21 protein-coding genes are annotated in these 21,685 nt (G+C 31.4%); all 21 read right to left on the reverse strand.

The window, feature by feature from the left end; translation table 11 throughout:
* Position 1 precedes the first annotated feature (1 nt).
* Positions 2 to 1,165: a glycosyltransferase family 4 protein gene (locus tag HNV08_RS10875; protein ID WP_173281341.1), complete on the reverse strand. Its 1,164-nt coding sequence runs from the start codon at positions 1,163 to 1,165 to the stop codon at positions 2 to 4.
* A gap of 15 nt (positions 1,166 to 1,180) precedes the next feature.
* A complete protein-coding gene (locus HNV08_RS10880) occupies positions 1,181 to 2,245 on the reverse strand; it encodes an exostosin domain-containing protein (RefSeq protein WP_173281342.1) in 1,065 nt (354 codons plus the stop codon).
* 18 nt (positions 2,246 to 2,263) lie between these two features.
* Positions 2,264 to 3,115, reverse strand: a complete 852-nt coding sequence (locus HNV08_RS10885; protein WP_173281343.1) for a sulfotransferase domain-containing protein — start codon at positions 3,113 to 3,115, stop codon at positions 2,264 to 2,266.
* Entirely contained in the window at positions 3,115 to 4,209 is a 1,095-nt protein-coding gene (locus HNV08_RS10890) for a glycosyltransferase (RefSeq protein WP_173281344.1), read from the reverse strand. Before HNV08_RS10890 ends, HNV08_RS10885 begins: the two co-directional genes overlap by 1 nt.
* Positions 4,210 to 4,239: 30 nt before the next feature.
* Positions 4,240 to 5,631 (reverse strand): asparagine synthase-related protein, encoded by a 1,392-nt coding sequence (locus tag HNV08_RS10895; protein ID WP_173281345.1) that lies wholly within the window; start codon positions 5,629 to 5,631, stop codon positions 4,240 to 4,242.
* Positions 5,632 to 5,634: 3 nt separating this feature from the next.
* The gene (locus HNV08_RS10900) at positions 5,635 to 6,636 is read right to left on the reverse strand and encodes a glycosyltransferase family 2 protein (RefSeq protein ID WP_173281346.1); all 1,002 of its coding nucleotides are present in this window, start codon (positions 6,634 to 6,636) and stop codon (positions 5,635 to 5,637) included.
* Positions 6,633 to 7,502 carry a glycosyltransferase family 2 protein gene (locus tag HNV08_RS10905; protein WP_173281347.1) on the reverse strand — a complete coding sequence of 290 codons (870 nt, stop codon included), beginning with the start codon at positions 7,500 to 7,502 and terminating at the stop codon, positions 6,633 to 6,635. The genes HNV08_RS10900 and HNV08_RS10905 overlap by 4 nt, the downstream gene beginning before the upstream one ends.
* Positions 7,503 to 7,547: 45 nt before the next feature.
* The gene (locus HNV08_RS10910; protein WP_173281348.1) at positions 7,548 to 8,291 is read right to left on the reverse strand and encodes a sulfotransferase family 2 domain-containing protein; all 744 of its coding nucleotides are present in this window, start codon (positions 8,289 to 8,291) and stop codon (positions 7,548 to 7,550) included.
* Positions 8,292 to 8,305: 14 nt separating this feature from the next.
* Positions 8,306 to 9,268 carry a hypothetical protein gene (locus tag HNV08_RS10915; protein ID WP_173281349.1) on the reverse strand — a complete coding sequence of 321 codons (963 nt, stop codon included), beginning with the start codon at positions 9,266 to 9,268 and terminating at the stop codon, positions 8,306 to 8,308.
* Positions 9,269 to 9,273: 5 nt separating this feature from the next.
* Positions 9,274 to 11,118 (reverse strand): asparagine synthase (glutamine-hydrolyzing), encoded by a 1,845-nt coding sequence (gene asnB, locus HNV08_RS10920; protein ID WP_173281350.1) that lies wholly within the window; start codon positions 11,116 to 11,118, stop codon positions 9,274 to 9,276.
* Positions 11,119 to 11,120: 2 nt separating this feature from the next.
* Complete coding sequence (locus HNV08_RS10925) at positions 11,121 to 12,239, reverse strand: glycosyltransferase family 4 protein (RefSeq protein WP_173281351.1); 1,119 nt, start codon at positions 12,237 to 12,239, stop codon at positions 11,121 to 11,123.
* Between the two features lie 14 nt (positions 12,240 to 12,253).
* Positions 12,254 to 12,988, reverse strand: a complete 735-nt coding sequence (locus tag HNV08_RS10930; protein WP_173281352.1) for a class I SAM-dependent methyltransferase — start codon at positions 12,986 to 12,988, stop codon at positions 12,254 to 12,256.
* A gap of 34 nt (positions 12,989 to 13,022) precedes the next feature.
* The gene (locus HNV08_RS10935) at positions 13,023 to 14,072 is read right to left on the reverse strand and encodes a glycosyltransferase family 2 protein (RefSeq protein ID WP_173281353.1); all 1,050 of its coding nucleotides are present in this window, start codon (positions 14,070 to 14,072) and stop codon (positions 13,023 to 13,025) included.
* Positions 14,057 to 14,938, reverse strand: coding sequence for an alpha-1,2-fucosyltransferase (locus HNV08_RS10940; RefSeq protein ID WP_173281354.1), 882 nt, complete (start codon positions 14,936 to 14,938; stop codon positions 14,057 to 14,059). The genes HNV08_RS10935 and HNV08_RS10940 overlap by 16 nt, the downstream gene beginning before the upstream one ends.
* Complete coding sequence (locus tag HNV08_RS10945) at positions 14,935 to 15,684, reverse strand: class I SAM-dependent methyltransferase (protein WP_173281355.1); 750 nt, start codon at positions 15,682 to 15,684, stop codon at positions 14,935 to 14,937. The genes HNV08_RS10940 and HNV08_RS10945 overlap by 4 nt, the downstream gene beginning before the upstream one ends.
* 17 nt (positions 15,685 to 15,701) lie before the next feature.
* Positions 15,702 to 16,409, reverse strand: a complete 708-nt coding sequence (locus tag HNV08_RS10950) for an FkbM family methyltransferase (RefSeq protein WP_206677685.1) — start codon at positions 16,407 to 16,409, stop codon at positions 15,702 to 15,704.
* 30 nt (positions 16,410 to 16,439) lie between these two features.
* Positions 16,440 to 17,702: an ABC transporter ATP-binding protein gene (locus tag HNV08_RS10955; RefSeq protein ID WP_173281357.1), complete on the reverse strand. Its 1,263-nt coding sequence runs from the start codon at positions 17,700 to 17,702 to the stop codon at positions 16,440 to 16,442.
* Positions 17,703 to 17,735: 33 nt separating this feature from the next.
* Positions 17,736 to 18,599 carry an ABC transporter permease gene (locus HNV08_RS10960; protein WP_173281358.1) on the reverse strand — a complete coding sequence of 288 codons (864 nt, stop codon included), beginning with the start codon at positions 18,597 to 18,599 and terminating at the stop codon, positions 17,736 to 17,738.
* Between the two features lie 207 nt (positions 18,600 to 18,806).
* Positions 18,807 to 19,787 carry an SDR family oxidoreductase gene (locus HNV08_RS10965; protein ID WP_173281359.1) on the reverse strand — a complete coding sequence of 327 codons (981 nt, stop codon included), beginning with the start codon at positions 19,785 to 19,787 and terminating at the stop codon, positions 18,807 to 18,809.
* Positions 19,788 to 19,791: 4 nt separating this feature from the next.
* On the reverse strand, positions 19,792 to 21,087 hold the full coding sequence (locus tag HNV08_RS10970; RefSeq protein WP_173281360.1) for a nucleotide sugar dehydrogenase: 1,296 nt from the start codon (positions 21,085 to 21,087) through the stop codon (positions 19,792 to 19,794).
* Entirely contained in the window at positions 21,084 to 21,674 is a 591-nt protein-coding gene (locus tag HNV08_RS10975; protein ID WP_194242002.1) for a sugar transferase, read from the reverse strand. Before HNV08_RS10975 ends, HNV08_RS10970 begins: the two co-directional genes overlap by 4 nt.
* Between the last annotated feature and the right edge of the window lie 11 nt (positions 21,675 to 21,685).

Raw genomic sequence — 21,685 nt, forward strand, 5'->3', positions numbered from 1 at the left:
ACTAAAGGTCTTGGTAAAATTGAAGCATACCTGAGATCATTTGCTTTTCATTATGTTGCTTTTTCACTGTATGCAAAGCACAAGTACAAATCTTTTCTATTTGATTCGTAGACAAGGTACTAATCTCTAATATTTTTTTCGCTAGATTTTTAGCATCTCTAATAGGCACAACAAACCCATTAACACCATCATCAATTACCTCTAACATGCCGCCACAATCTGTTGTTAATACCAGAGTCTTTAAATACATCGCTTCTAAAACAACATTGGCAATGCCTTCATTTAAACTTGGTAGCACTAATAAATCTGATGATTGCATAATCTCCTTTACGTCATTAAATGGTTGTTTTCCTAACAGCGCCACCTCATTCTGTAATCCTAAATCTTTTATCTGGTAGGCCAATTCAATGTTTCCGTGAGCACCAACAATTGTATATTGAAATTTAAAACCACTATCTTTCAGTAGTTTACAAGCATCTAATGCGTAGGTATATCCTTTTATCCAATGCGGTCTGCCGACAGAGATTATTTTAAAAACGTCTTCCTTATTTTTTATTGGCGTTGCAGGTTCTATTTCAAATCCGCTATAAATAACCTTAATTTTTGAGTCTTTAGCTCCATATTTTTGCGCTTCCAATGCCATCGCTTTAGAAACGGCATGAAAAGCATCTACTTTAGGAAATTCTCTTCGATACATTGCAGCTAGTGCTTTATCGGCAATTGGCGAATGGTTTATTTGAGTGCCTCTTAGACTTAAAACAACTTTAACACCAAATTCTTGCAACCATATCCAATCTTCAATTCCTTTTGCCCATTGTAGATGAAAAATATCTGGTTGACACCAAAGTACTGGGTAAAATTTAACCTTATCTAACCGTGTCTTTCGGTTTTTAGATTTAAGAATAGCATCTAATTTCTTTTTGTCCTTCCCCTTAAAAAAAAATAACAAAATGCTATATTTCACTAATTGAATAAATTTTGAAAGCTTTGAGTTTCTATAACCTACAATCTTAACATTGTTGTTATAAGGTAACTTTTGTTGTTCTGCTCCAAAAAGATAAATTTCACATTGGTTAGAAATAGACAATCCTGTGATTAACCGTTCTATAAATGTAGACGACGGAATAACACCAGAATATATTGCTATTTTAAGTTTGTGATTCATTTACTGCTGAAAAATTTAAATGTCCATTTTAGCATTTTGTATTTGGTTATAAAAAAAACGCCATAAGTTTAAATCTTCTTTCCATAAGTTACGATTACTTTTTTGAATGGCCTCAAAGGTCTCTTTGTCTAATGATTGATGAAAAGCATTGATCTTTTCATCTATTCGATTTATTTCAGACGGTTCCACCCAAACCACATGTGCTTTCCAATTGATACTATTAGATAATGGCAGTAGACCATCTGTATTTATATAAACCGGAATTCTTCCCATGGCTAAGGTTTCATAAAAACGAACAGAAAAATTACCAGCACCTCGATAACAAATTATATAGTCTGAATTCGTCATGTTTTCAAAATACTCCTCTGCAACTTTTGTGGTACCTCTACCACGTTTTACACCACCTCCATATTGGTCTCTGATAATAAAATTAGTTGTAATACCTGATTTAGCATTGAGTTTATCTAAAATTTTAAATCTATTGTAGGAGGTTGATTGTATTTTTTGCGGACTCTTTTTAGCTAATCCTAAATAGTATTTCGTGTTATTATATATAATTCTAAGGTGCTCTTTAATTCTGTTGTCAATAGATTTTATGGCTTGGCCACAAAACCCTACGGTTGGAATCTCTGTATAGGGTCTTAATGCAATATCTTTTGAATTGTAATAACGTTCTAATGGATCTCTATGAAAAACAGGCAAGCCAAAATGCGTGTTAGGCAACTTACTTTTATAACCACTGCATCTATACACACACACATTTGGAAAATCAGGGATTTTAACACCAAAATCACCTGAAATAAAGATAAAGACAATTTTTTGAACACGTTCTATAAACTCTTGTGCTATATTTTCCTTGTTTTCATTCACATAATAATCCCATGACATTGGTAAAACAGCAACATCTGCATCATTGACATCTTGAACAATAGAAACAGGTTGATGAGATAAACCAAACACCTCTAAACCTGGATTTTTTACGATTGTATCAGACTTAAGAAAAACCTTTAACAGCGGAAATAATGCAGAACGATGTTTAGGATTAGAATCGTAAAGTGGTTTTGGATAGTACAGTTTCATTTAATGCTTTGCAGTGAATTATGCTCTTTGGTATAACTGCGTTTCAAATATATCTAATATTTCATTAACCCTTGCCCTATCTACCTCAGTGATTTTAGCTTTCGTTTGATTTTGCTTTGAGATTAATTCACTTTTAGGATGTGTTTTACTTGAAGGTCTTCTGTAGTGGGATTCTAAATTGCTAATTGGTTCAATGTCAAAAGATTCACATAGGTAATAATACACATCAATATCAGACACCAAATCTTCATATTTTACAACTGCTGCTTTGTTTTTATAACCGTTGAACACTTCTAAAGGCACCACATTTTCTATACACCAACGCAAACAGAGTTTTTCTATATTGGTAAGTTTAGTATATGTGCTTATATCGTAATTAAATTTCTCTTTAATTAATTGCACTAATTTTTCTTGTGCTGTAAAGATGGACAAATCATATAACCATGGAAAATTAGAACGCTTTTGCGATAAAATCACATCATAAGGATTTCTGATAATATGAATTACAGGTACATTGAAAGCACTATTTATGTATTGTGCGGCAAGATTAGCACGTACAAATTTGATGACATACTTTTTAGGAATAAAAGGCCATAGATGTAATTTGTATTTACGATTGCTATTTTGCGCAATCCAATCACAATCGACACGGTTTTTTAAAACTTGACTTATATAGCGATGGGTTTCACTAGTATTAGTGTTTGACGTTAACCATTGATCACATAATAAATAACCTTTCTTTGTTCGGGTTTCATGCTCTGGTTCAAAAAGCATACGATATCTATGCTGTTGCGCCATGGTTTCACTCAACCAACTTGTCCCACTCCTGGCCGTACCCACTACAATGATATGTTTATTGAATTTTGGCATTAGGACTTTGTTATTAGTTTTGTATACAATTCTTCATGTGCCTCAATAAATTTATGCATCGCAAATTCCTTAACACAATACACTCTTAACTGTTTGCCTAAATTATGTCGTTCGGAAACACTTAACTTCTGATTATGACGTATTTTTTCTGCTAAAACCTTAAAATCTCCTGCCGGAAACAATAAACCTTCAAAAGCCTTTAAAACAAAATTGATGCCTGTAATATTAGATCCTAAAATTGGTATTCCCATACTCATAGCTTCCACCAAGGCCATTGGCATACCTTCTTTTCTACCTTGATCTAAAGTAGGAATGACATATAAATCTGAATTTGCTATATATGGACGTACATCTAATTGTTTTCCTAGAAAAATCACTTGATCTTCAACCTTTAATTCTTCACAAAGTGCTTTAATTGAAGCTCCATAGTCATTAGCATTATCACCTAAAACGCTCAATCGAATGCTCTGATCTTTTAAGTGTGCTATCGCTCTAATTAAAACTTCAATTCCTTTTACAGGCACAAGGTTAGCGACCGTTATGATTTCAAAAAAACGCGATTCTTTTTTTTCAAAATTTGCCGCATTATAATAATCCGTATCAATACCTAATGGAATTAATTTTTGTGATTTTTTATTGGGAAAATACTGTGTCATTTCATCGTTGATGGTGACAATAAAATTGGCTAAATAGCTTTTTATTTTCCAATGTTTATTAAATCCCATTGCCTTTTTAGTGTAAATCCATTTTTTACCTACTAAGCGTGCTGCAAGGGCTTCCGTCCAATCATTACTCCATTGCCATGAGTGAACAATATCAAAATGATGCGCTTTGTAAAATTTTGAAATAGGTCTTAACCTTTTTAAAAGTGAAACATAAGGTCTATAATTTGTTTTTGTATCGAAAATATAAATAGGATGTCCTAGAGCTTCTACTGTTTTAAAAAAACCTCCTCTATTATGTGTGCATGCAATAGCAACATCAAACTTTGACGTATCTAAGCCTTTAACTAAATCATACACCACCTTTCCACTACCAGCTGTATCAAAGTTAGGAATGGTATATAATATTTTTATTTTTGATGTCGTACTCATATCATTTTGTGCGCGCCACACATTTTAAAACTATTCATTATTGAAATGCTTGTCCCATAAGCTCAAGGTTAAGAACATACTCACTGCATGTGCATGGTAAACCTTATCTTTCGTCTTAAAATCATTAAAAACTTCAGAAATTATATCTTTTGGAATAAAACTATTTTTAAAAAGATAATCTCTTAGCATCGCCTCATTAGATTCACCGATAAACTGTAATTCCCAATTACGTTGTACCAATGGTTTACCTATGAAATCCTTAGACATTCTATTAAGTTTAGAATACACTCTATAAGGCAAATTAAATGGTGTTTTGTTATACTGATACGTATTTAAATTAAACGGTTTTTGTTGATGCCATACGATTTTAGCCAACTCTGGAGCTCTTCTTTTTATATACGCAATTTGAATCGCTCTTTGAGCCAAATAAGATTCCGGAATTTGGCAAATAAACTTACACATTTCGTCATCATAATACGGCAAAGTTATTGGTTTTACTTCGCTAAATATGTTTAAATTGATACTTGTCCAGCGTGGTGCCCAATAGGTACTTTTAAAAGCTCTAATACTAGCGTTAGCACTGCTTTCAATATGAATATTTTTATACAGCTTATAAATTCTTGCTGTAAAGTAATCTTTAAATTTACCATCTAAGTTAAAATGCTTCCATAATTTTTCAGCAAGCGCTATACCTGAAGGTTTAACTATCTTTTTTAGAAGTATGTCTACTTGGTCATTACGTCCTAAATTATCAGAAACACCCATATCATCAAACAATACGTCGCCCCAATGCCCTAAACTAAAAACGTCTCCCATAGTTTTATAGGCATCAATAATAGCCATTTGCCTTGGGTGCGAAAACTCAGAATAACATTCACTTATTTTCGCTAAATCATCAATCTTAGACCAAAGATAATTGGGTTGAATGGTAAATGCTTTAAAGTCGAAATTACAAGTTTTGGCTATAGATTTTCCTATTTTCGCTTCAGGATAGCCACCTTTAAATGCATAACAATAAGACGATACATTTTTATTTAGCTTATGAAGTGTAACAGCTTGTGTTCTGCTATCTAAACCACCAGATAATGGTAAAATCACTCGCTGATCGCCTACTTGTCTATCTATAATTTTCTCAAATAATGCTCCGAAATTTTCTACAGCGTCAGAAAAAGATAACGATTCATCGGGCTTGTAGTGCCATTTAAAATGCTGGCTACTAGACACTAAATTACCATCGCTATCTAATATATTTTTTGTTCCTGGCCTAAGTACTTTTTTATGCTTCCAAAAGGTATCATCATCTAAAAAAAAACCTGTAGCCACGTACACACAAATAGCCTCTAGATCTATGACCTTAGGTTCATTTTTTAGCGTCGCAAACTTTTGCTTTACAGGAATAATAGATGTATTAATTTCTGGCATAATTTACAATGACTGTTTTACAGATTTAAGAATTGTTTGTGGGTACGTAACCTCTGTAATAGCCTTAACCTTTCTTTTGATGAAAGAGAAGTAACGTAAATGTTGTAATGTCTTCAGCTTGGCTTCTGTAATTAAAATATTATCCTCAAAATACCTTTGTAAAAATAAATCATCAAATTGAGGATCGTTAACCATATCTCGCCAAAGTGTCTTTAATGATCCTATTTTATTTCCACTCAAAAATGTATTTGGATGTGCTTTAAAATTCTGATATTTCTTTATAAAATCTTGATAATCATACAAATGATAATGAAGCAAATAACCGCCTTTTTCGCTTTTTAAAGCTGTTTTATCTATCGTTTGGTAGCGATGCACATTTTTAGGGATTGTATTAGAGTCAACTCTAATCGCCAATTTTCCCATATCATGACCTAACCAATGTGGATGAGAAAGGGACTGCTTATTATAAGGATTATAAAATTTAAAATAAATACGATTAAAATGACTTTTAAAATTCTTTTGAATTTTGAACTTTACTTCTTCTAACATCACCTTATTATAAGCCATTTTTCTGGCTAACACTTCTATTGTCTTAAACTGAATTACATCATAAGCCTTATAAGCTTCAAAAAAATGAGATAAGTTAATGGGTTTTATATAATCCGTTAAAAACAATTCATCAGCATCTAATGAAATTAACCAATCGATTCCTAAAGCTTGGCACTTCATTTGTGCATCGTAAGTATTTAAACATTGCCTTGCGGTGTGAATGACATCTCTATTATCACAAAGATGCTTTAAGTAACCTAAATGACTATATTTCTCCGCAGAAATAGACGCATTCGTCTCTACGCCTTCGATGTCTTTAATCCGTTGTTGACCATTATCTGTTGTGCCATCAAAATACACATACACTTTCTCTATACCAATGGCCAAATGGTAAAGCAAGTTTTGTCGAAGCAAACGTGCTTCGTTCTTTACTGTAATAACTAAAGCAACTCTCATTTACTACGTTTTAAGTTTAGCTTATAGGTTATGTACATTTTTAAATAATTGGTATTTAATTTTTCCTTTCTAGACATTCTATATCGTGCTCTATTAAAAAAACGCGTAACATAAGTATTGTATAATTCATTACTAAGATCGCTCGTTTGTTTAACGTGTTTTATGAATTTTAGATGCTCTAAAAAGTAATTTTTATAATACGTTTTACTTCTATTACTCAATGTTGAAACACTATCTCCAGATTTTCTAAAATACGAAATTGTTGAATCATTTTTAGTTATAGAATAATTTAAAAATGCTTCATGATAAAACACTCTGTCTCCTATAATATTATAGCCGGTAAACGTTTTTGCAAATTTACACAAATGCGATTTAAAAATTACGGCACTGACATTTAATATTGGACAATAGAGCACTTCCTGAAGATTCAATATTTCATTTTGGTTATTCCTAAAGACTGGATGGTTGACCTCATCAAAAACACCTTTCTCGTTAAAGTTTAACGTTTTTGCAACCACAACATCGCTTGAATATAATTGTATAGCTTCTAGCTGTTTTTCAATAAAATTTAGCTCTGCTTTATCGTCGCTTTCAGCAATCCAAATGAAATCGCCTTTTGCTAAGTTAAATCCCTTTTGCCATTGCTTAAACGGCGATCCTGTATTTTTAGAATTAACTATAAAATGTGATACTCTGGGATGATTTTTATAAGCTTCTAAAAGCTCTAAACTGTTATCTGTAGAGCAATCATCTAATATAATCACTTCTATATTCGAATACGTTTGATTAAATATACTGTCTAAACGCTCTTGCAAAAATGATGCATGATTGTAATTGGGAAGTATGATTGATACTAAGGGATTCACTTTATCAGAGTTTTCTATAGCTATACAATATTTAGTTGTGGCTAATTATTTTATAAATTTAAGTTTTATCTTTTTCAGAGCCGTTTTTAATGGGAAATGATAAAATAAAAAGAGCATATTCTTCCTATAACTATAACGGTATTTTTGTTTGTACTTATATGATAAATTTGTAATATCTTCCTTAAAATACTTTTCAATAAGTTGTAATCTTCTTCTATTATAAAACAAAGAGTAATGCTTAAATTTCTTTTTGGCTACCTTTTTTTTGGCTTCAAAAAAACCGTCTTCCAAATTTAAATCTCTTTCTAATTCCTTAAATTCAAATAATAAATTTTCAAAATGAAGAATTTTATCATATTCTATCAATTTTCCATTTAATTTCAGATAGTCTGTTTGTGAATTAAGATGATCTCCTCTGTAATATCTATCCTTTAGAGTCAATCGCTTTTTAAATCCGCCTTCCCGTTTTATAAATTGAAAAAAACTCCCATAACCTTTAATTTGCTTTAGCATCCAAAGGTAATCAGAATACAATCTGTCCCAAGGATTTCTAATTATTATAAACTTATAATAACTATTCCATATCTCATCATTTAAATATCCTAAATCAAATAATTGCTGAGGTGTTGCATGCTGAAGAAAGAGCTTATCTTTATCACTCCAACCATACAAATGCTCATAATCTGCAACATTAACGCGCTGATTTAGTAATCCAAATGCATTCTCTACACTTGTGCCAGCACATTTAGATATATGAATATAGATTATCTTATGTTCATGGTTAATCATTAAAGGTCAATATTTTAATTTTTTATTTTAAATACTGTTTTTAATTTCAAAACTATTCTCTTCTTATAGGATTGAAAGTAATATTTTATTATCCTCAATCTATTATCTATATAGAAAAACATTGCGTTTTTATAAAACAACTTATTAAAGAAGTACAATATGGCTCCAAAATTATGTGCTTTTAAAGTTGCCTTTCTACTTGGACCAGTGAAATGAATAAAATCTACATTGGTGTTTACTTTGTCTTTTACTGTGTTAAGGGTTAACATTTGGTGTTGTGCTTCCTTTGCCTTGCCATAAATTCCACTATTTACACCTACTACATTTAATTTATTTTCAATACACAACAGGTTTACAACAAAATTAAAAAATCCTTGATCTCCAAATTTAAAGCGTGTTTGCTTAGAAAACCCTGTATTTAGCTCAGACCTATATGTTTTTAAATTATGTTTTAACTGTTCTATAAAATAGGAATTCATAATAAAATGTCCTGAAGAAAAGTACCACATATGGTCCAAATGAAACGTTAAGTTTTCAAAAGTACTTGGATTATAGGCGAAGTTGTTAAATAGCTTTGCTAGCTTTTCATCTTTATAGTTGATTGCTTTGCCTTGTAGAATATAAAAATCTCCTGTTAAGTCATTTAGTTTTAATTTAAAGTCACTACTCGTAATAATAGAATCTGCATCCATGTGCAAATAATAATCATACTTATGACCCATTTTAGACAAAAAGCATATGTTTATTTTAGTGAGTAAACCTGTTAACTTAAAATCATGGAACTGATTTATTTCTTTGGTAGAGATAACGGTTACTTGCTTCTTATTTTGAATAGATGTTATATTAAAATCGCCATCTTTTATGACTATGACATCGTTTTCAATGCCGTAATGCTCTATACTAGCAATTAAAGCCTTACAATAATGAATATGACTTTTTGCTAATGAAATTACTATTGCTAACGATTTTTTTTCCATGACCATTACTTATACACGTGTTTAACAGCCCATTTTTGCCAAGCATAAATATGCCAAATTCCCCAAGCCGAAAACAATCCCTTTTCATAATAATCTTTAACGGCTCCTTTGATTCGATTTTCATCTAAAAATTCTGCGCCATAAAAAGGTATCTCAAACACATGATATAGGACATCTTCCTTTAATTGGTTTTTTAACCAATCATCTAAAGGTACCATAAAACCCATTTTGGTTTTATTTATCAATGTTTTTGGCACATACTGACCTAAACAATCTTTGAGTGTTTTTTTAAGAATTTTATGTTTTGGTAAACTTGATGCTGTTTTCCACGAAAAGTCAATACTCTCTTTGTCTAAAAAAGGAACACGCACTTCTAAGCTATTTGCCATACTAGAGCGATCCACTTTTATGAGTACACGTTGTAAATGAGCATAAAACTCGTTGTGTTTTAAACTATGAAGTAACGTTTGTTTATTCGTAACCTCTTTAAAATTGTACAACGCTTTAATTTCTGTAGAATAATCAACACCAGGAAACATTTCATCTAAAATATTAGGAAATATATGTAAATGCTTTGCCATTTGCCAATCACCTATAGTTTGGTAATAAAAAGGTGCAGACACTTTACTTATTTTGGTTTTATTCAATAAACGCACCAATGGTTTCCTAAGTCCGAATGGTAGTTTATACAAATAGTAATGGGCCATAAATTGTCTAAATCTTGGATAACCCATAAATAATTCGTCTCCTCCATCACCAGACAACATTACTTTATAATTTTTGGCGGCATGCTGCGTGAGGAGAAAAGTGGGTAAGGACGAATAATCTCCAAAAGGCTCTGAACATTTCTCAAAATAGGCATCAATACTTTCTAATATTTCCGATGCTTTTATCTCAAAAATATCTTGCTTTAGGTCTAGTGCTTCTGCATAAGATGTCGCTATTTCGCTTTCGTTTAAAGTTTCATCATCTACCTTTAACGTTATTGCTTCAACATCATTTTTATTGGATTTAGCATGTGCTGAAATTAATGGGCTATCTACACCTCCACTTAAAAATGTGGCAATTGGCACATCACTTATTAATTGACGTTTTACAACGTTTCCTAATAATTCATTATATGATGTTGCAGTTTGATTATCTTCAATCTTCTGATTACCAGCAACATTATCAAAACTTATAAGCTGCTGTTTTTTGATGGTTTTATCTTTTTTAATTACAATCCATTCTCCAGGATTTACCTGAAATATGGATTGATAAACCGTATTTGGTGCTTGCATATAACCAAACCCAAAATACTCCTTCATAATGGAAGGCCTTAGTTGTAAATTAGACTTTAACCAAGGGTGTTTATAAACTTGATCAAACTGAGAAGCTACAGCAACACCTTTATCAGTTACACCATAAAACAAAGGTTTTATTCCTGAAAAATCTCGAGTGAGATTAAATGTATTTTTTTCAGTATCTACAATGGCAATAGCAAACATACCGTTTAATAGGGTTATGGTTTTTTTAATACCAATTACATCTAATAAATGTATAATCACTTCTGTATCCGAAGAAGACTGTAAATTTTTTAGTTGATACGTTTCCGCTAACGATTTATAATTATAAATTTCTCCATTAAAAACAACATGATAACGACCAGATGGACTTTGTTTGGGTTGATTGCCATTTGGAGAAAGATCTAAAATAGATAAGCGATTAAACCCTAATTGAAAATTTTGACCACGCTTAATCTCAGTGGCATCTGGTCCACGATGTTTAGATAAAGCTAAAATATCTGAGAATGCAGAAGTTGATAATAAATCACTTTCTTGAAAACTAAATTCACCTATAAATCCACACATTGTTATTTGCTCATTAAGGATTGATATAAATGACTTAATTTTTCGACCTCATTTTGTATGGAGAACGTAACCTGACTGTGTTTTACCGCAGCAGAAGAAAACGATCTATAAAGATCTGAATCATTCCATAAAGTCTCTATATAATCTGCTGCTTTTTCAATGGCATAGGGTTTAACACAGTAACCCGTTTTATTATGAATAACAACTTCTGGAAGTCCATCACTATCTGAAACTATGGCAGGCAAACCATAGGTCTGTGCTTCAATGATTGACATGCCTAAAGATTCTGAATGGCTGAGCTGTACATAAAAATCTGCCTCATTTAATTTTTGTTTTAAAGCTTTATTTTCAATACTTCCGTAATACTGTACGGCTTCTGATAATTGATATTTATCTATTAAATAAGGTACTTGGTAAGCATCTGGACCATTACCGTAAATACTGTAATTTACCCTAAGCCCTTTGTCTTTTAGTAACTTCACAACGCGTAAATTACCTTCTATATTTTTCTCCCAACACATTCTAAACGCTGAAATGAGTTGAATGCTTTCTGTATTTGGTAGTCGTTCTGAGGTCTTAAAAGCATTGCCATAAGAAATAGGAATAACATGAATCTTATCTAGAGGTATTCCCCATTTTTGCATATAGTTCTTTTGATGCTCAGACATGGTAATAAAAGCATCTACATACTGACCATATGTTTCATAAAAATTTACCCAGTTTTTATCAATCCATGGCTTCATGTAGGTATCTGCGCCTCTAAGGGTAATAACTATTTTGGGTCTTTGAGCTTTTGGTATGGCGAGTAATCGTTTAACTTTTTTGTGCAAATACGAGTGCTGTAAGTGCACTATATCAACTTTGTTTTTAAGATATTTATTCTCGATATAATTTAGTTTAACCGCACCTTTATTAGACAAAGACAACGCTTTTTCTTTAATCTTTCTCTTATAATATCCAGGAATAACATTTACATCATCTGCCTTTGCATGCTCCTTAAAAACATCTATTTGCATATCAAAATCGTCTTTCTTTTTTAAAGATTCCATCACAGGCGGAATGTACGGCTGATATATATCGCCATAGGCTTCAAAAAGTTGAATGATTTTAATTTTTTTCATGCTTTATTTTACAGTTATGAAAGCCAGTTATATAATTTTAATTTAAATGGGATTACGATATCTTTTACTTCCCATAAGCACATGGTCTTATCTGCATATTTCTGTCCTTTCATTGTATATTTTTCATCAATAACGTAGATTGGTTTTTTAAAATAAAACGGAAACAATTCAAAGTTTAATTTTCGCCATTGCCCTGTAATGATATCTCTATTACTATCACAATTATAAAATGATGTGGTTAACAGATACTTACTTTCACTTTTTTTAATATTAACCAATGCCTTATAAATTTCTTTAAATGATAAATGCACTAGACAATCTCTACAAAAAATAACGTCAACTTTTGGTAAAGAATCTTTTGTTAAATCTAATACTGAAAAATTAATTGATGCATTGCCATGATTAAAATTATTCTCAGCAATTAAATTCTCTACAATATCGCCTCCTATATATTTAATGTTTTGCAAATTAGTGTGTTGCATCCAATTAAAATCGCCACAAGGTATATCTAGCATCGATTTAATATTCTGCTTTGCTAAAAAAAGCTGTAATTCACTAATTAACGGTTGGGTTACTGCTAATTCTGAACCATCTCCAGAAACACTTTCTTCACTTCTCCAATAGTTACTCTCATTAATTAAGGTAAACGTTTCCTTAATAGGCTTGTTCTTAAAGGCATTTTTCTGTCTTTTTAATTTAATAAATTCAACAAACCGATTTGGTAGTATTTCTTTTAAAGCTTTTTTCATTAAAGTTTAATTATAATCTTTTTTTGAATCTAATTTACTTCTTAAAATAAACTAATGATTTTGTTAACAGTTTAATTTCATTGTAAAAAGATAATTTAAAATTAAAACGTCTCTTAACTTTTAAATAATTTAAAAAAATAATTGGTTTAAAATTTTCTCTATAAGAGAAGTAGTCATTAATAATAATATGTTCTAGATAGTTTAAATACTTATTAAAACCAACAGAATTAAAAAATCTTATACTGTTTGCTTTGATTAATTTCTGCTTTGTTTTCGTTACAAAGGTATTAATCTCATTAAACTCCAAAATCTCTTTTTCTAACTTAATAGAAAGAAGTATTTTCTCTAACAAATGTTGTTCTTTTTCGTCTAAATTAGGTTTTAAATAATTTAACAGCAAAAATTTTGTTTTAACACCTCCTATTTGCTGCGATACTTTCCTTTTTTTTGAAATTTGATCTTCATGTATTCTGTATTCTAATAAGACCTCTGTTAAATTATGTAATTCACCATACTGCAATAACCTTACCCATAAATTATAGTCTTGAGCAGTCTCTAATGTAGTGTTATACGCTATTTTATTATCATGAAATACGCTTCTTCGCATCATTACTGTTGGATGACCAAAACAGCTACCATATAATAATTCTACCTTTATATCATCATGCGAACTTGGCAAATTTTTAATAATATCTGTATCTAAAATTTTATAATTAGTGCCACAGACTATAACATTTGGGTTAGCATCCAAATACGTTATTTGCTTTTCAAAACGTTTTGGCAAACTAATATCATCACCATCCATTCTAGCGATATATTTGCCTTGAGCTATTGTTAAACCGTAATTTAAATTATGAGTAATCCCATAGTTATTTTGTTGTTTAATTACCTTAATTCTGGCGTCTGAATACGTATTGATAATCTTTAGCGTATCATCTGTAGAGGCATCATCTATAATAATAAATTCAAAATCTTTAAAGGTTTGCATTAAAACGCTATCAATTGCAGCACTAACATATTTAGCACAATTGTATACAGGTAACAATACCGTTAATTTTGGACTTTGTTTTATATCTGAATCCATTCTTTTGGTATTAAATCAGTAGTGTTTCTACTTTGGTCTGCAAACCATTGTTTTGGGGCAACAACCTTTTTTTCTGAATTTGAATTTAACCAAGCTGCCCACCAACTAAAGGAACTATTTGCTATAATATTATGATTACACTTACTCATTAGCAGCATATCTTTCCAACTATGACTACCTGTATTATGATTAACAAAAATTTTAGGGTTTGATAAATGAGAAAAAGTCTTTTTTACCCAATCGCTATCGTCAGAAAAGAAAACTAATGTGGAATTAGCGTTATCTTTTGTTAATACATTGATAGATGCCATGTAGTATTCTATATCACAAAGTCCATGTGTGTTATTAATATTTAAATCCGTCACATAATCTCCACGTCTTACATGAATAGAAATAGTATTAGCCTCCTCTATACTTGATAGTAAACTAGTGTTTTTCGCATCTAAATCATCTGTAGAAAAGTGAAATAATTTTTTTACAAATTCTTCATAACCTAGGAAATATTTATAACTCTGAAAATACCCATTTACATAAACAGGTGCTTTTAATTTATAATCCTCATCCTGATACAACCTTGAACCTTCATTGTGTTTCTTCGGATAGTTAAAACCTAGTTTTCTTTTTATTTTATTATAAAAAGACAATTCGGTAAATGAATTTATCTCATTTAAAGTCGCAATTTGATATCTGTTTTTGAATACTGTCAGTTCAAATTCTCGCTGAGTTACACCAACCATATCCTTACTTAAGCTAAAAAATTGAGTATCTATTTTTAAGGGTAAATTACACTTTTTGGCAAGTATACTTGCATATGCATACTGAAACATTTGATTCCCTAAACCTCCTTTTAATCTAATTAAAATCATATTTTTCTTGCCAACACATGAAATCCAAAACACAATAATTCTGCGGAATTTTCATCTTTTTCAGACAGCTCTTGCAACGTTTTTTTTAAATTGTTGATGGTTTTTAATTGGCTAGAGTTAAGCGTCACGTTACTAAACCTCTTTGAGACATAAGATAATCTATTTACCTCTTGAGCAAGAAACTCAAAATAATTTCCATTTGCTTCCATCTCTACGATTTCAAAACCATGTGCTTTCAATTCTGTTTCATAAAAAAAACGATTAAATCCAGAATAGAAATGATAAGGAGCAAAATGAGTTAGACTACAAAATGGCGCTGTAAGTATAAGAAAACCATCTTTTTTTAAAAGTCTTGAAAATTCTTTAACGGCTTCTCTTGGGTTAATAATATGCTCAAAAACCTCTGTACACATTATAGCGTCAAACGAATTATTCTCTCTAGGAATTGATGCAATGTCTGAAATAATATCTAATTTCCCGTAATCCCACTTTTCTCTATGTAGTCCATCTTCTAATGTTTCAGGTTTATATTCTGCAAAATCTTGACACACATAGTCTAAATGAGAGCAAAATCCTCGGTATTGTTGTTCTCCTGCACCTGCATCTAATATTTTTCCACCTTCAGGAATTTTTTTTAGAACACCCTCAAGCCATTCTTTTCTATTTCTTACATTGTGCTTACCTACAGTCAATTTTGAATGCGACTTGTTCTGGAAAATACTTCGTATTTTATTTTTTATATTCATTTCAGAATTTAATAATTTCACTTATTTCTCCATAATTCTTCTCTAACAAAAATGGTATTGATATATGTATCTGCATAAACCATATAGCCTTTACTAACAATATATTCGATCAATGCCGAGTTTTTTATGCCATTTCCATTTGTAGAAAAAGAGATACTTTCAACACAAATAACTATAGGAAAGTTGCTTTCATAGTCAATAGATTTAATTATTAAATCATCTATACCTTCCGCATCTAAATTTAAAAATTGAGGAAATTTTCCGTTGACGTATTCTACTAAGACACTATTAACAGTTTTAACCTGAATTTTTTTTACTTCTTTTATTGAATAATTTCCTTCCGTTTGATAGCTTTCTGCTTCTTTTTTAGAAAATGTATTCAACGTTGGTGACGATATTACGTAAAAATCTAATTCTGCATTGGTATCGCCAATTCCTAAGTTAACATTAATATCCTCTTTTCTATATTCTAAAAAAGATTTAAATAAATCTGGATCTGGTTCAATATTTACACCTCTACTCCCTGTTTTATATAGCAAAGCTGTATTACTTAATTTAAAGGGATGATGCGCGCCAATATCTATATACGTTGGTGCTTTTATTCCCAATCTATCAAATATAAATTTCACTATAACATCCTCTCCTGTCTGTGAATAAGACTCTTGCTTAAAATCAGTAAAAGTTGAATCAGTAAACACTTTTTTCAACTTTCTTTTTATTTTCAATAACAACATATTTATTTTTAGATTCTATACTTAAGTTTTATAAACATTCATTTTCATCTGATTTGAAAACACACCATTGCCATTTGTTAAAACAGTTTTATCTTGCTTATACACAACTTCAGATATTGTAATATAAACATTCTCATCTAGATATTGTATGGAATGAAATCCTTTAGAAATGCCGATTTTCAATTTATACTGACCATGATTAAACACCACAGAATCCTCTACAAATTCAGCAATATATTCACCAGGTGTTAAATTATTTGATGGCGTCCATGATGTTCTAATAGGTGCGTTCAACATATCTGTCATACCCAAGCCAATAATCAAATTATTAATTTCTTGACAAACCGTAAAATGAATTTTAACTTTCCATGGTTTACCAATAGGAATTTCATTCATTAAATTATCATTTAGATCTACAATAGTTAATTTTGTAGCATAGGCTTGAATGTTATTGTTTTTCGGAATATCAAAATTAAAAACGGCATCATTACCTATATTTTGCTTTAAATAGGTATTAATAACATGCTCCGTTTTCCCCTTCTCTACAAACCTTCCATTATGTAATAAAATTGTTTCATCACATAGACTCTGTATAACTCCCATATTGTGACTCACAAAAAGTACAGTACGACCGTCTCCTTTACTAATGTCTTGCATTTTGCCAATAGCCTTTTTCTGAAATTCTGCATCTCCAACAGCAAGCACCTCATCTATAACTAAAATATCTGGCTCCAAAAAAGCCGCAACAGCAAAGGCTAAACGTACACGCATCCCAGAACTATAGCGTTTTACAGGCGTATCTACATAGCGCTCACAGCCCGAAAATTCAATAATCTCGGCCTCTTTTGTTCTAATTTCGGCTTTGGTCATTCCCAAAATAGCACCATTCAAATAAATATTTTCACGGCCAGTTAATTCTGGATGAAACCCTGTACCAACTTCTAAAAGTGATGCTATTCGGCCTTTTGTTTTTATTACTCCAGTCGTAGGAATCGTAACCTTTGATAAAATTTTAAGTAAAGTACTTTTACCTGCTCCATTTTTACCAATGATGCCAAGAACTTCGCCTTTTCTTACTTCAAAGTTAATATCTTGTAAGGCCCAGACATAATCACTATCGGCTTTTGTACTTCGGTCATTTTCTGAACCCACCTTTAAATAAGGATCTTCTTTACCTCTAATTCCTGCCCACCATCGATTAATGTCATGACTTATTGTACCAGTACCAACCACACCAAGTCTATATTGTTTGCTTATATTTTCAGCTTTAAGAATGATACTCATATGGCTTTTTAATCAAATTTAAATAACAAGAATTTATACTGTATCGATAAATGTTTTTTCGGTTCGGTTAAAGATAATGATTCCTAATAAAAACACGATTATAGTTACGATTACCGTGTAAATAATCCCAAACCAACTAAACGTGCCTGTACCAAGAAGCATATATCTTGCTGTTTCAATTATATACGCCAAAGGGTTATACTCCACTATCCATGAAACTTTAGGCATTTCCTCTTTTATAAGAGCCAATGGATACATTACGGCAGAAACGTACATTAGTAATTGCACTCCAAAACTTACTAAAAATTTTAAATCACGATATTTCGTAACAAGACTAGAAATAATCATTCCTAATCCAAGACCCATCATACCCATTAAGACAACTAATACTGGAAAAAATATCACAGTACTATCAAGGTTTATCGCTGCTCCACTAAATTTATAAAACACATAAAATGTTATAAAAATGAATAACTGAATACCAAATTTTAGTAAATTAGAAATAATAATAGATAAGGGAACAATAACACGAGGGAAATATACTTTTCCGAAAATAGCCGAATTAGTTGTAAAAGTATCACTCGTAGACGTTAAACAGGTATTAAAATAATTCCAAATTGAAACACCTGCTAAATTAAATAGAAACGGTGGCACTGTACCTGTTTCTATATTGGCCACTTTATTAAATATTAAAGTAAATGTAAGTGCGGTGAATAAGGGTTGAATTAAATACCAAAGTGGTCCTAATATGGTTTGTTTATAAACGGTAACGACATCTCTTTTTACAAAGAGCACCAACAGATCTCTGTAATTCCAAATTTCTTGAAAATTAAAGTCAATTAATTTTCGTTTAGATGAAATTGTATACAACCAATCGTCATCTTCTAGCTTACTCAATTTGCATCATATTTTTAGTTAGGTAAAGATAATAATTCTAAAGAAATACGGAAAAATTATGACAACCGATGCTAGCTAAAACGTAGGATTAATTTTTTACCAAAATTATCAGAGAGGATTAGCAATCCTATACCACAAAAAAAAGGGATCATTGAGCACTATTGACAAGTGTACAATCATCCCATTATAAAATTTATTTAGAATAGACTAAGAATCGAAACTATCCCAAGTTATCTTAAGTCCTTCTCTTACTGTATATTTTGGTTTATATCCTAAAAGGTTTTCTGCTTTTGAGATATTTGCTAAGGAATCCCTAACATCACCTTGTCTAGTAGGTCCGTAAATTGCTTTTAAATCTGAGTCTGCAGCAATCCTTAACGATTCCCACAAATAGTTAATAGTAATACGTTCACCACAAGCCACATTAAACACTTCGTTCTTAGCGTCTTTTGATGCAAAAAATCCTTTTACATTGGCTTGTACTACATTATCAATAAATGTAAAATCTCTTGTTTGCTCACCATCGCCATTGATCTTTGAAGGCACATTGTCCTTTAGAGCTTGCATAAACAAAGGGATTACAGCTGCATATGCACCACTTGGACTCTGTTTTGGCCCAAACACATTGAAATATCTTAAACCAATAACATCAGTATCATACGTCGTCCCAAAAACATCTGCATATAATTCATTTACATACTTTGTTACAGCGTAAGGCGACAAAGGCTTACCAATAGTATCTTCCACTTTTGGTAAAGATTTACTATCTCCATAAGTAGAACTTGATGCCGCATAAACCATGCGTTTTACCGTTGGACTATCTTTTAAAGCAATCATCATGTTTAAAAATCCTGAAATATTAACTTCGTTCGTCGTTGCAGGATCGTTTATAGAACGTGGTACAGAGCCTAATGCTGCTTGATGAGAGACATAATCAATGCCTTCCATGGCTTTTTTACAGGTTTCTAAATCTCTAATATCGCCTTCCATTAACTCAAATGAAGGATTATCCATAAATTCTGCTAAATTTTCGCGATGACCATTAGAAAAGTTATCTAATACTCTTACTTTTTTAGCATTGTATTTTAATAAGTATTCTGTTAGGTTTGAGCCTATGAAGCCTCCACCTCCAGTTATTAAAAAACTTAATTGAGATAGGTCTGTTGTGTGATGTGGATTTGAGTACATTTTTTTATAATCTTGCGTCTACAGTGTCTATTGGAAGTAACGATTTTACATCAAAAATAACACCTGTATCTGATTTTAATTTATCTAATTTTAATTCTAAAAACTCTTTATGAGACACGGCTAATATGATTGAATCATACGCAGTACCTAATTTATCAAAGTCGGTAATTAAGTCTAAGTTATATTCATGTTTTACTTCTTCTGCTGAAGCCCAAGGATCATAAACATCAACATTAACGTGATACGTTTGAAGTTCTTCAATAATATCAATAACTCTAGAGTTTCTTATATCTGGACAGTTTTCTTTAAACGTGATGCCTAAAACAAGTGCTTTTGACCCTTTAATGGTTGCTCCTTTTTTAATCATCATTTTTACAGTTTCTGTAGCAACGTAGCCACCCATACTGTCATTCATTTTACGACCAGCTAATATAATTTCAGGATTATATCCTGTTTCAATTGCTTTTTGAGCTAAGTAATATGGATCTACACCTATACAATGTCCACCAACTAATCCTGGTGAAAACTTTAAAAAGTTCCATTTTGTACCTGCCGCTTCTAAAACTGCCTTAGTATCTATATCTAATAACCTGAAGATCTTAGACAATTCATTTACAAAGGCAATATTGATATCTCTTTGAGAATTCTCAATAACTTTTGCAGCTTCTGCAACTTTAATACTTGGCGCTAAATGCGTTCCTGCAACGATAACTTTTTTATAAAGCTCATCAACTTTAACGGCAACTTCTGGTGTAGAACCAGAGGTTACTTTTAATATCTTGGTTACGGTATGTTCTTTATCACCTGGATTGATTCTTTCTGGAGAATAGCCAGCATAAAAATCTTTATTATATACTAATCCAGACGTTTTCTCTAATACCGGAATACAAATATCTTCTGTTGCACCAGGATACACTGTAGATTCATAAACTACTATATCACCTTCATTCAACACTTTACCCACGGTTTCACTCGCTTTTATTAACGGTGTAAACACAGGTTTATTCAATGCATCAGTTGGTGTTGGCACCGTAATAATATAATAGTTTGTAATCCCTAATGCGTCTAAGTCATCAGTTATATATAAGCCTTTATCAGCATTCAAATCTGTTGTTAAAACAGATTTTAAGTTATCGTTTTCAACTTCTAAAGTTTTATCGATACCATTATTTAATTCGCTGATTCGCTGTTTATTAATATCGAAACCAACTACAAAGAATTTTTTGGCAAACTCTACGGCAAGGGGTAAACCGACGTAACCTAATCCAATGATTGCAATTTTGTCTTCTGAATGTGTCATTTGTTTAAAGTAGATTTTAAAATGAGTGTCAAATCTAAGTAAAAACTGTAATTCTCAACATACTTTTTATTGATTTTCACTTTATCTACCCAAATAATCGTTCTATTGTACTGATTAGGATTGTTTTGACGTTCTAATACGCGTTCTTCATTTTTATATTTAAGTGTTGCGGGTCCAGTAATTCCTGGTTTAACTATTAAAATTTTTCGGTCATCGCCTTTTAATTGATCTGCAAATCCCTCTAAATCAGGTCGTGGCCCAACCAAACTCATATCACCTATTAACACATTATACAGTTGAGGAAGTTCATTTAATTTAGACGCACGTAAAAATTTTCCAAACGCTGTCGCATAATCATTTAGGTGTCCCAATTGGTGATCGCCATCCTTTAGAGTTCTTATTTTATATATTTTAAATGGCTTGCCATGTTGACCTATACGATACTGACTATAAATTCCGTAGCGCTTCGTATCTATTGTAGCTATACAAACAAGAATAACTATAGGCACCAATACTATAGGTAAGAACAGCAACACAACCAAAACATCAAATCCGCGTTTGATTTTAAGTTGTTTTTTTGTGATCAAAATTTAAATGG

This window comes from Winogradskyella eckloniae, from assembly GCF_013249045.1.
In the GTDB taxonomy this organism is placed as follows: Bacteria; Bacteroidota; Bacteroidia; order Flavobacteriales; family Flavobacteriaceae; genus Winogradskyella; species Winogradskyella eckloniae.

What these genes read in the sequence shown, in the direction of transcription:
- HNV08_RS10875 (WP_173281341.1), bottom strand. Translation starts at nt 1,165, where the DNA reads ATGAATCACAAACTTAAAATAGCAATATATTCTGGTGTTATTCCGTCG.
- HNV08_RS10910 (WP_173281348.1), bottom strand. Translation starts at nt 8,291, where the DNA reads ATGATTAACCATGAACATAAGATAATCTATATTCATATATCTAAATGT.
- HNV08_RS10930 (WP_173281352.1), bottom strand. Translation starts at nt 12,988, where the DNA reads ATGAAAAAAGCTTTAAAAGAAATACTACCAAATCGGTTTGTTGAATTT.
- HNV08_RS10925 (WP_173281351.1), bottom strand. Translation starts at nt 12,239, where the DNA reads ATGAAAAAAATTAAAATCATTCAACTTTTTGAAGCCTATGGCGATATA.
- HNV08_RS10895 (WP_173281345.1), bottom strand. Translation starts at nt 5,631, where the DNA reads ATGCCAGAAATTAATACATCTATTATTCCTGTAAAGCAAAAGTTTGCG.
- HNV08_RS10940 (WP_173281354.1), bottom strand. Translation starts at nt 14,938, where the DNA reads ATGATTTTAATTAGATTAAAAGGAGGTTTAGGGAATCAAATGTTTCAG.
- HNV08_RS10880 (WP_173281342.1), bottom strand. Translation starts at nt 2,245, where the DNA reads ATGAAACTGTACTATCCAAAACCACTTTACGATTCTAATCCTAAACAT.
- HNV08_RS10935 (WP_173281353.1), bottom strand. Translation starts at nt 14,072, where the DNA reads ATGGATTCAGATATAAAACAAAGTCCAAAATTAACGGTATTGTTACCT.
- HNV08_RS10900 (WP_173281346.1), bottom strand. Translation starts at nt 6,636, where the DNA reads ATGAGAGTTGCTTTAGTTATTACAGTAAAGAACGAAGCACGTTTGCTT.
- HNV08_RS10885 (WP_173281343.1), bottom strand. Translation starts at nt 3,115, where the DNA reads ATGCCAAAATTCAATAAACATATCATTGTAGTGGGTACGGCCAGGAGT.
- HNV08_RS10945 (WP_173281355.1), bottom strand. Translation starts at nt 15,684, where the DNA reads ATGAATATAAAAAATAAAATACGAAGTATTTTCCAGAACAAGTCGCAT.
- HNV08_RS10955 (WP_173281357.1), bottom strand. Translation starts at nt 17,702, where the DNA reads ATGAGTATCATTCTTAAAGCTGAAAATATAAGCAAACAATATAGACTT.
- HNV08_RS10965 (WP_173281359.1), bottom strand. Translation starts at nt 19,787, where the DNA reads ATGTACTCAAATCCACATCACACAACAGACCTATCTCAATTAAGTTTT.
- HNV08_RS10970 (WP_173281360.1), bottom strand. Translation starts at nt 21,087, where the DNA reads ATGACACATTCAGAAGACAAAATTGCAATCATTGGATTAGGTTACGTC.
- HNV08_RS10915 (WP_173281349.1), bottom strand. Translation starts at nt 9,268, where the DNA reads ATGGAAAAAAAATCGTTAGCAATAGTAATTTCATTAGCAAAAAGTCAT.
- HNV08_RS10890 (WP_173281344.1), bottom strand. Translation starts at nt 4,209, where the DNA reads ATGAGTACGACATCAAAAATAAAAATATTATATACCATTCCTAACTTT.
- asnB (WP_173281350.1), bottom strand. Translation starts at nt 11,118, where the DNA reads ATGTGTGGATTTATAGGTGAATTTAGTTTTCAAGAAAGTGATTTATTA.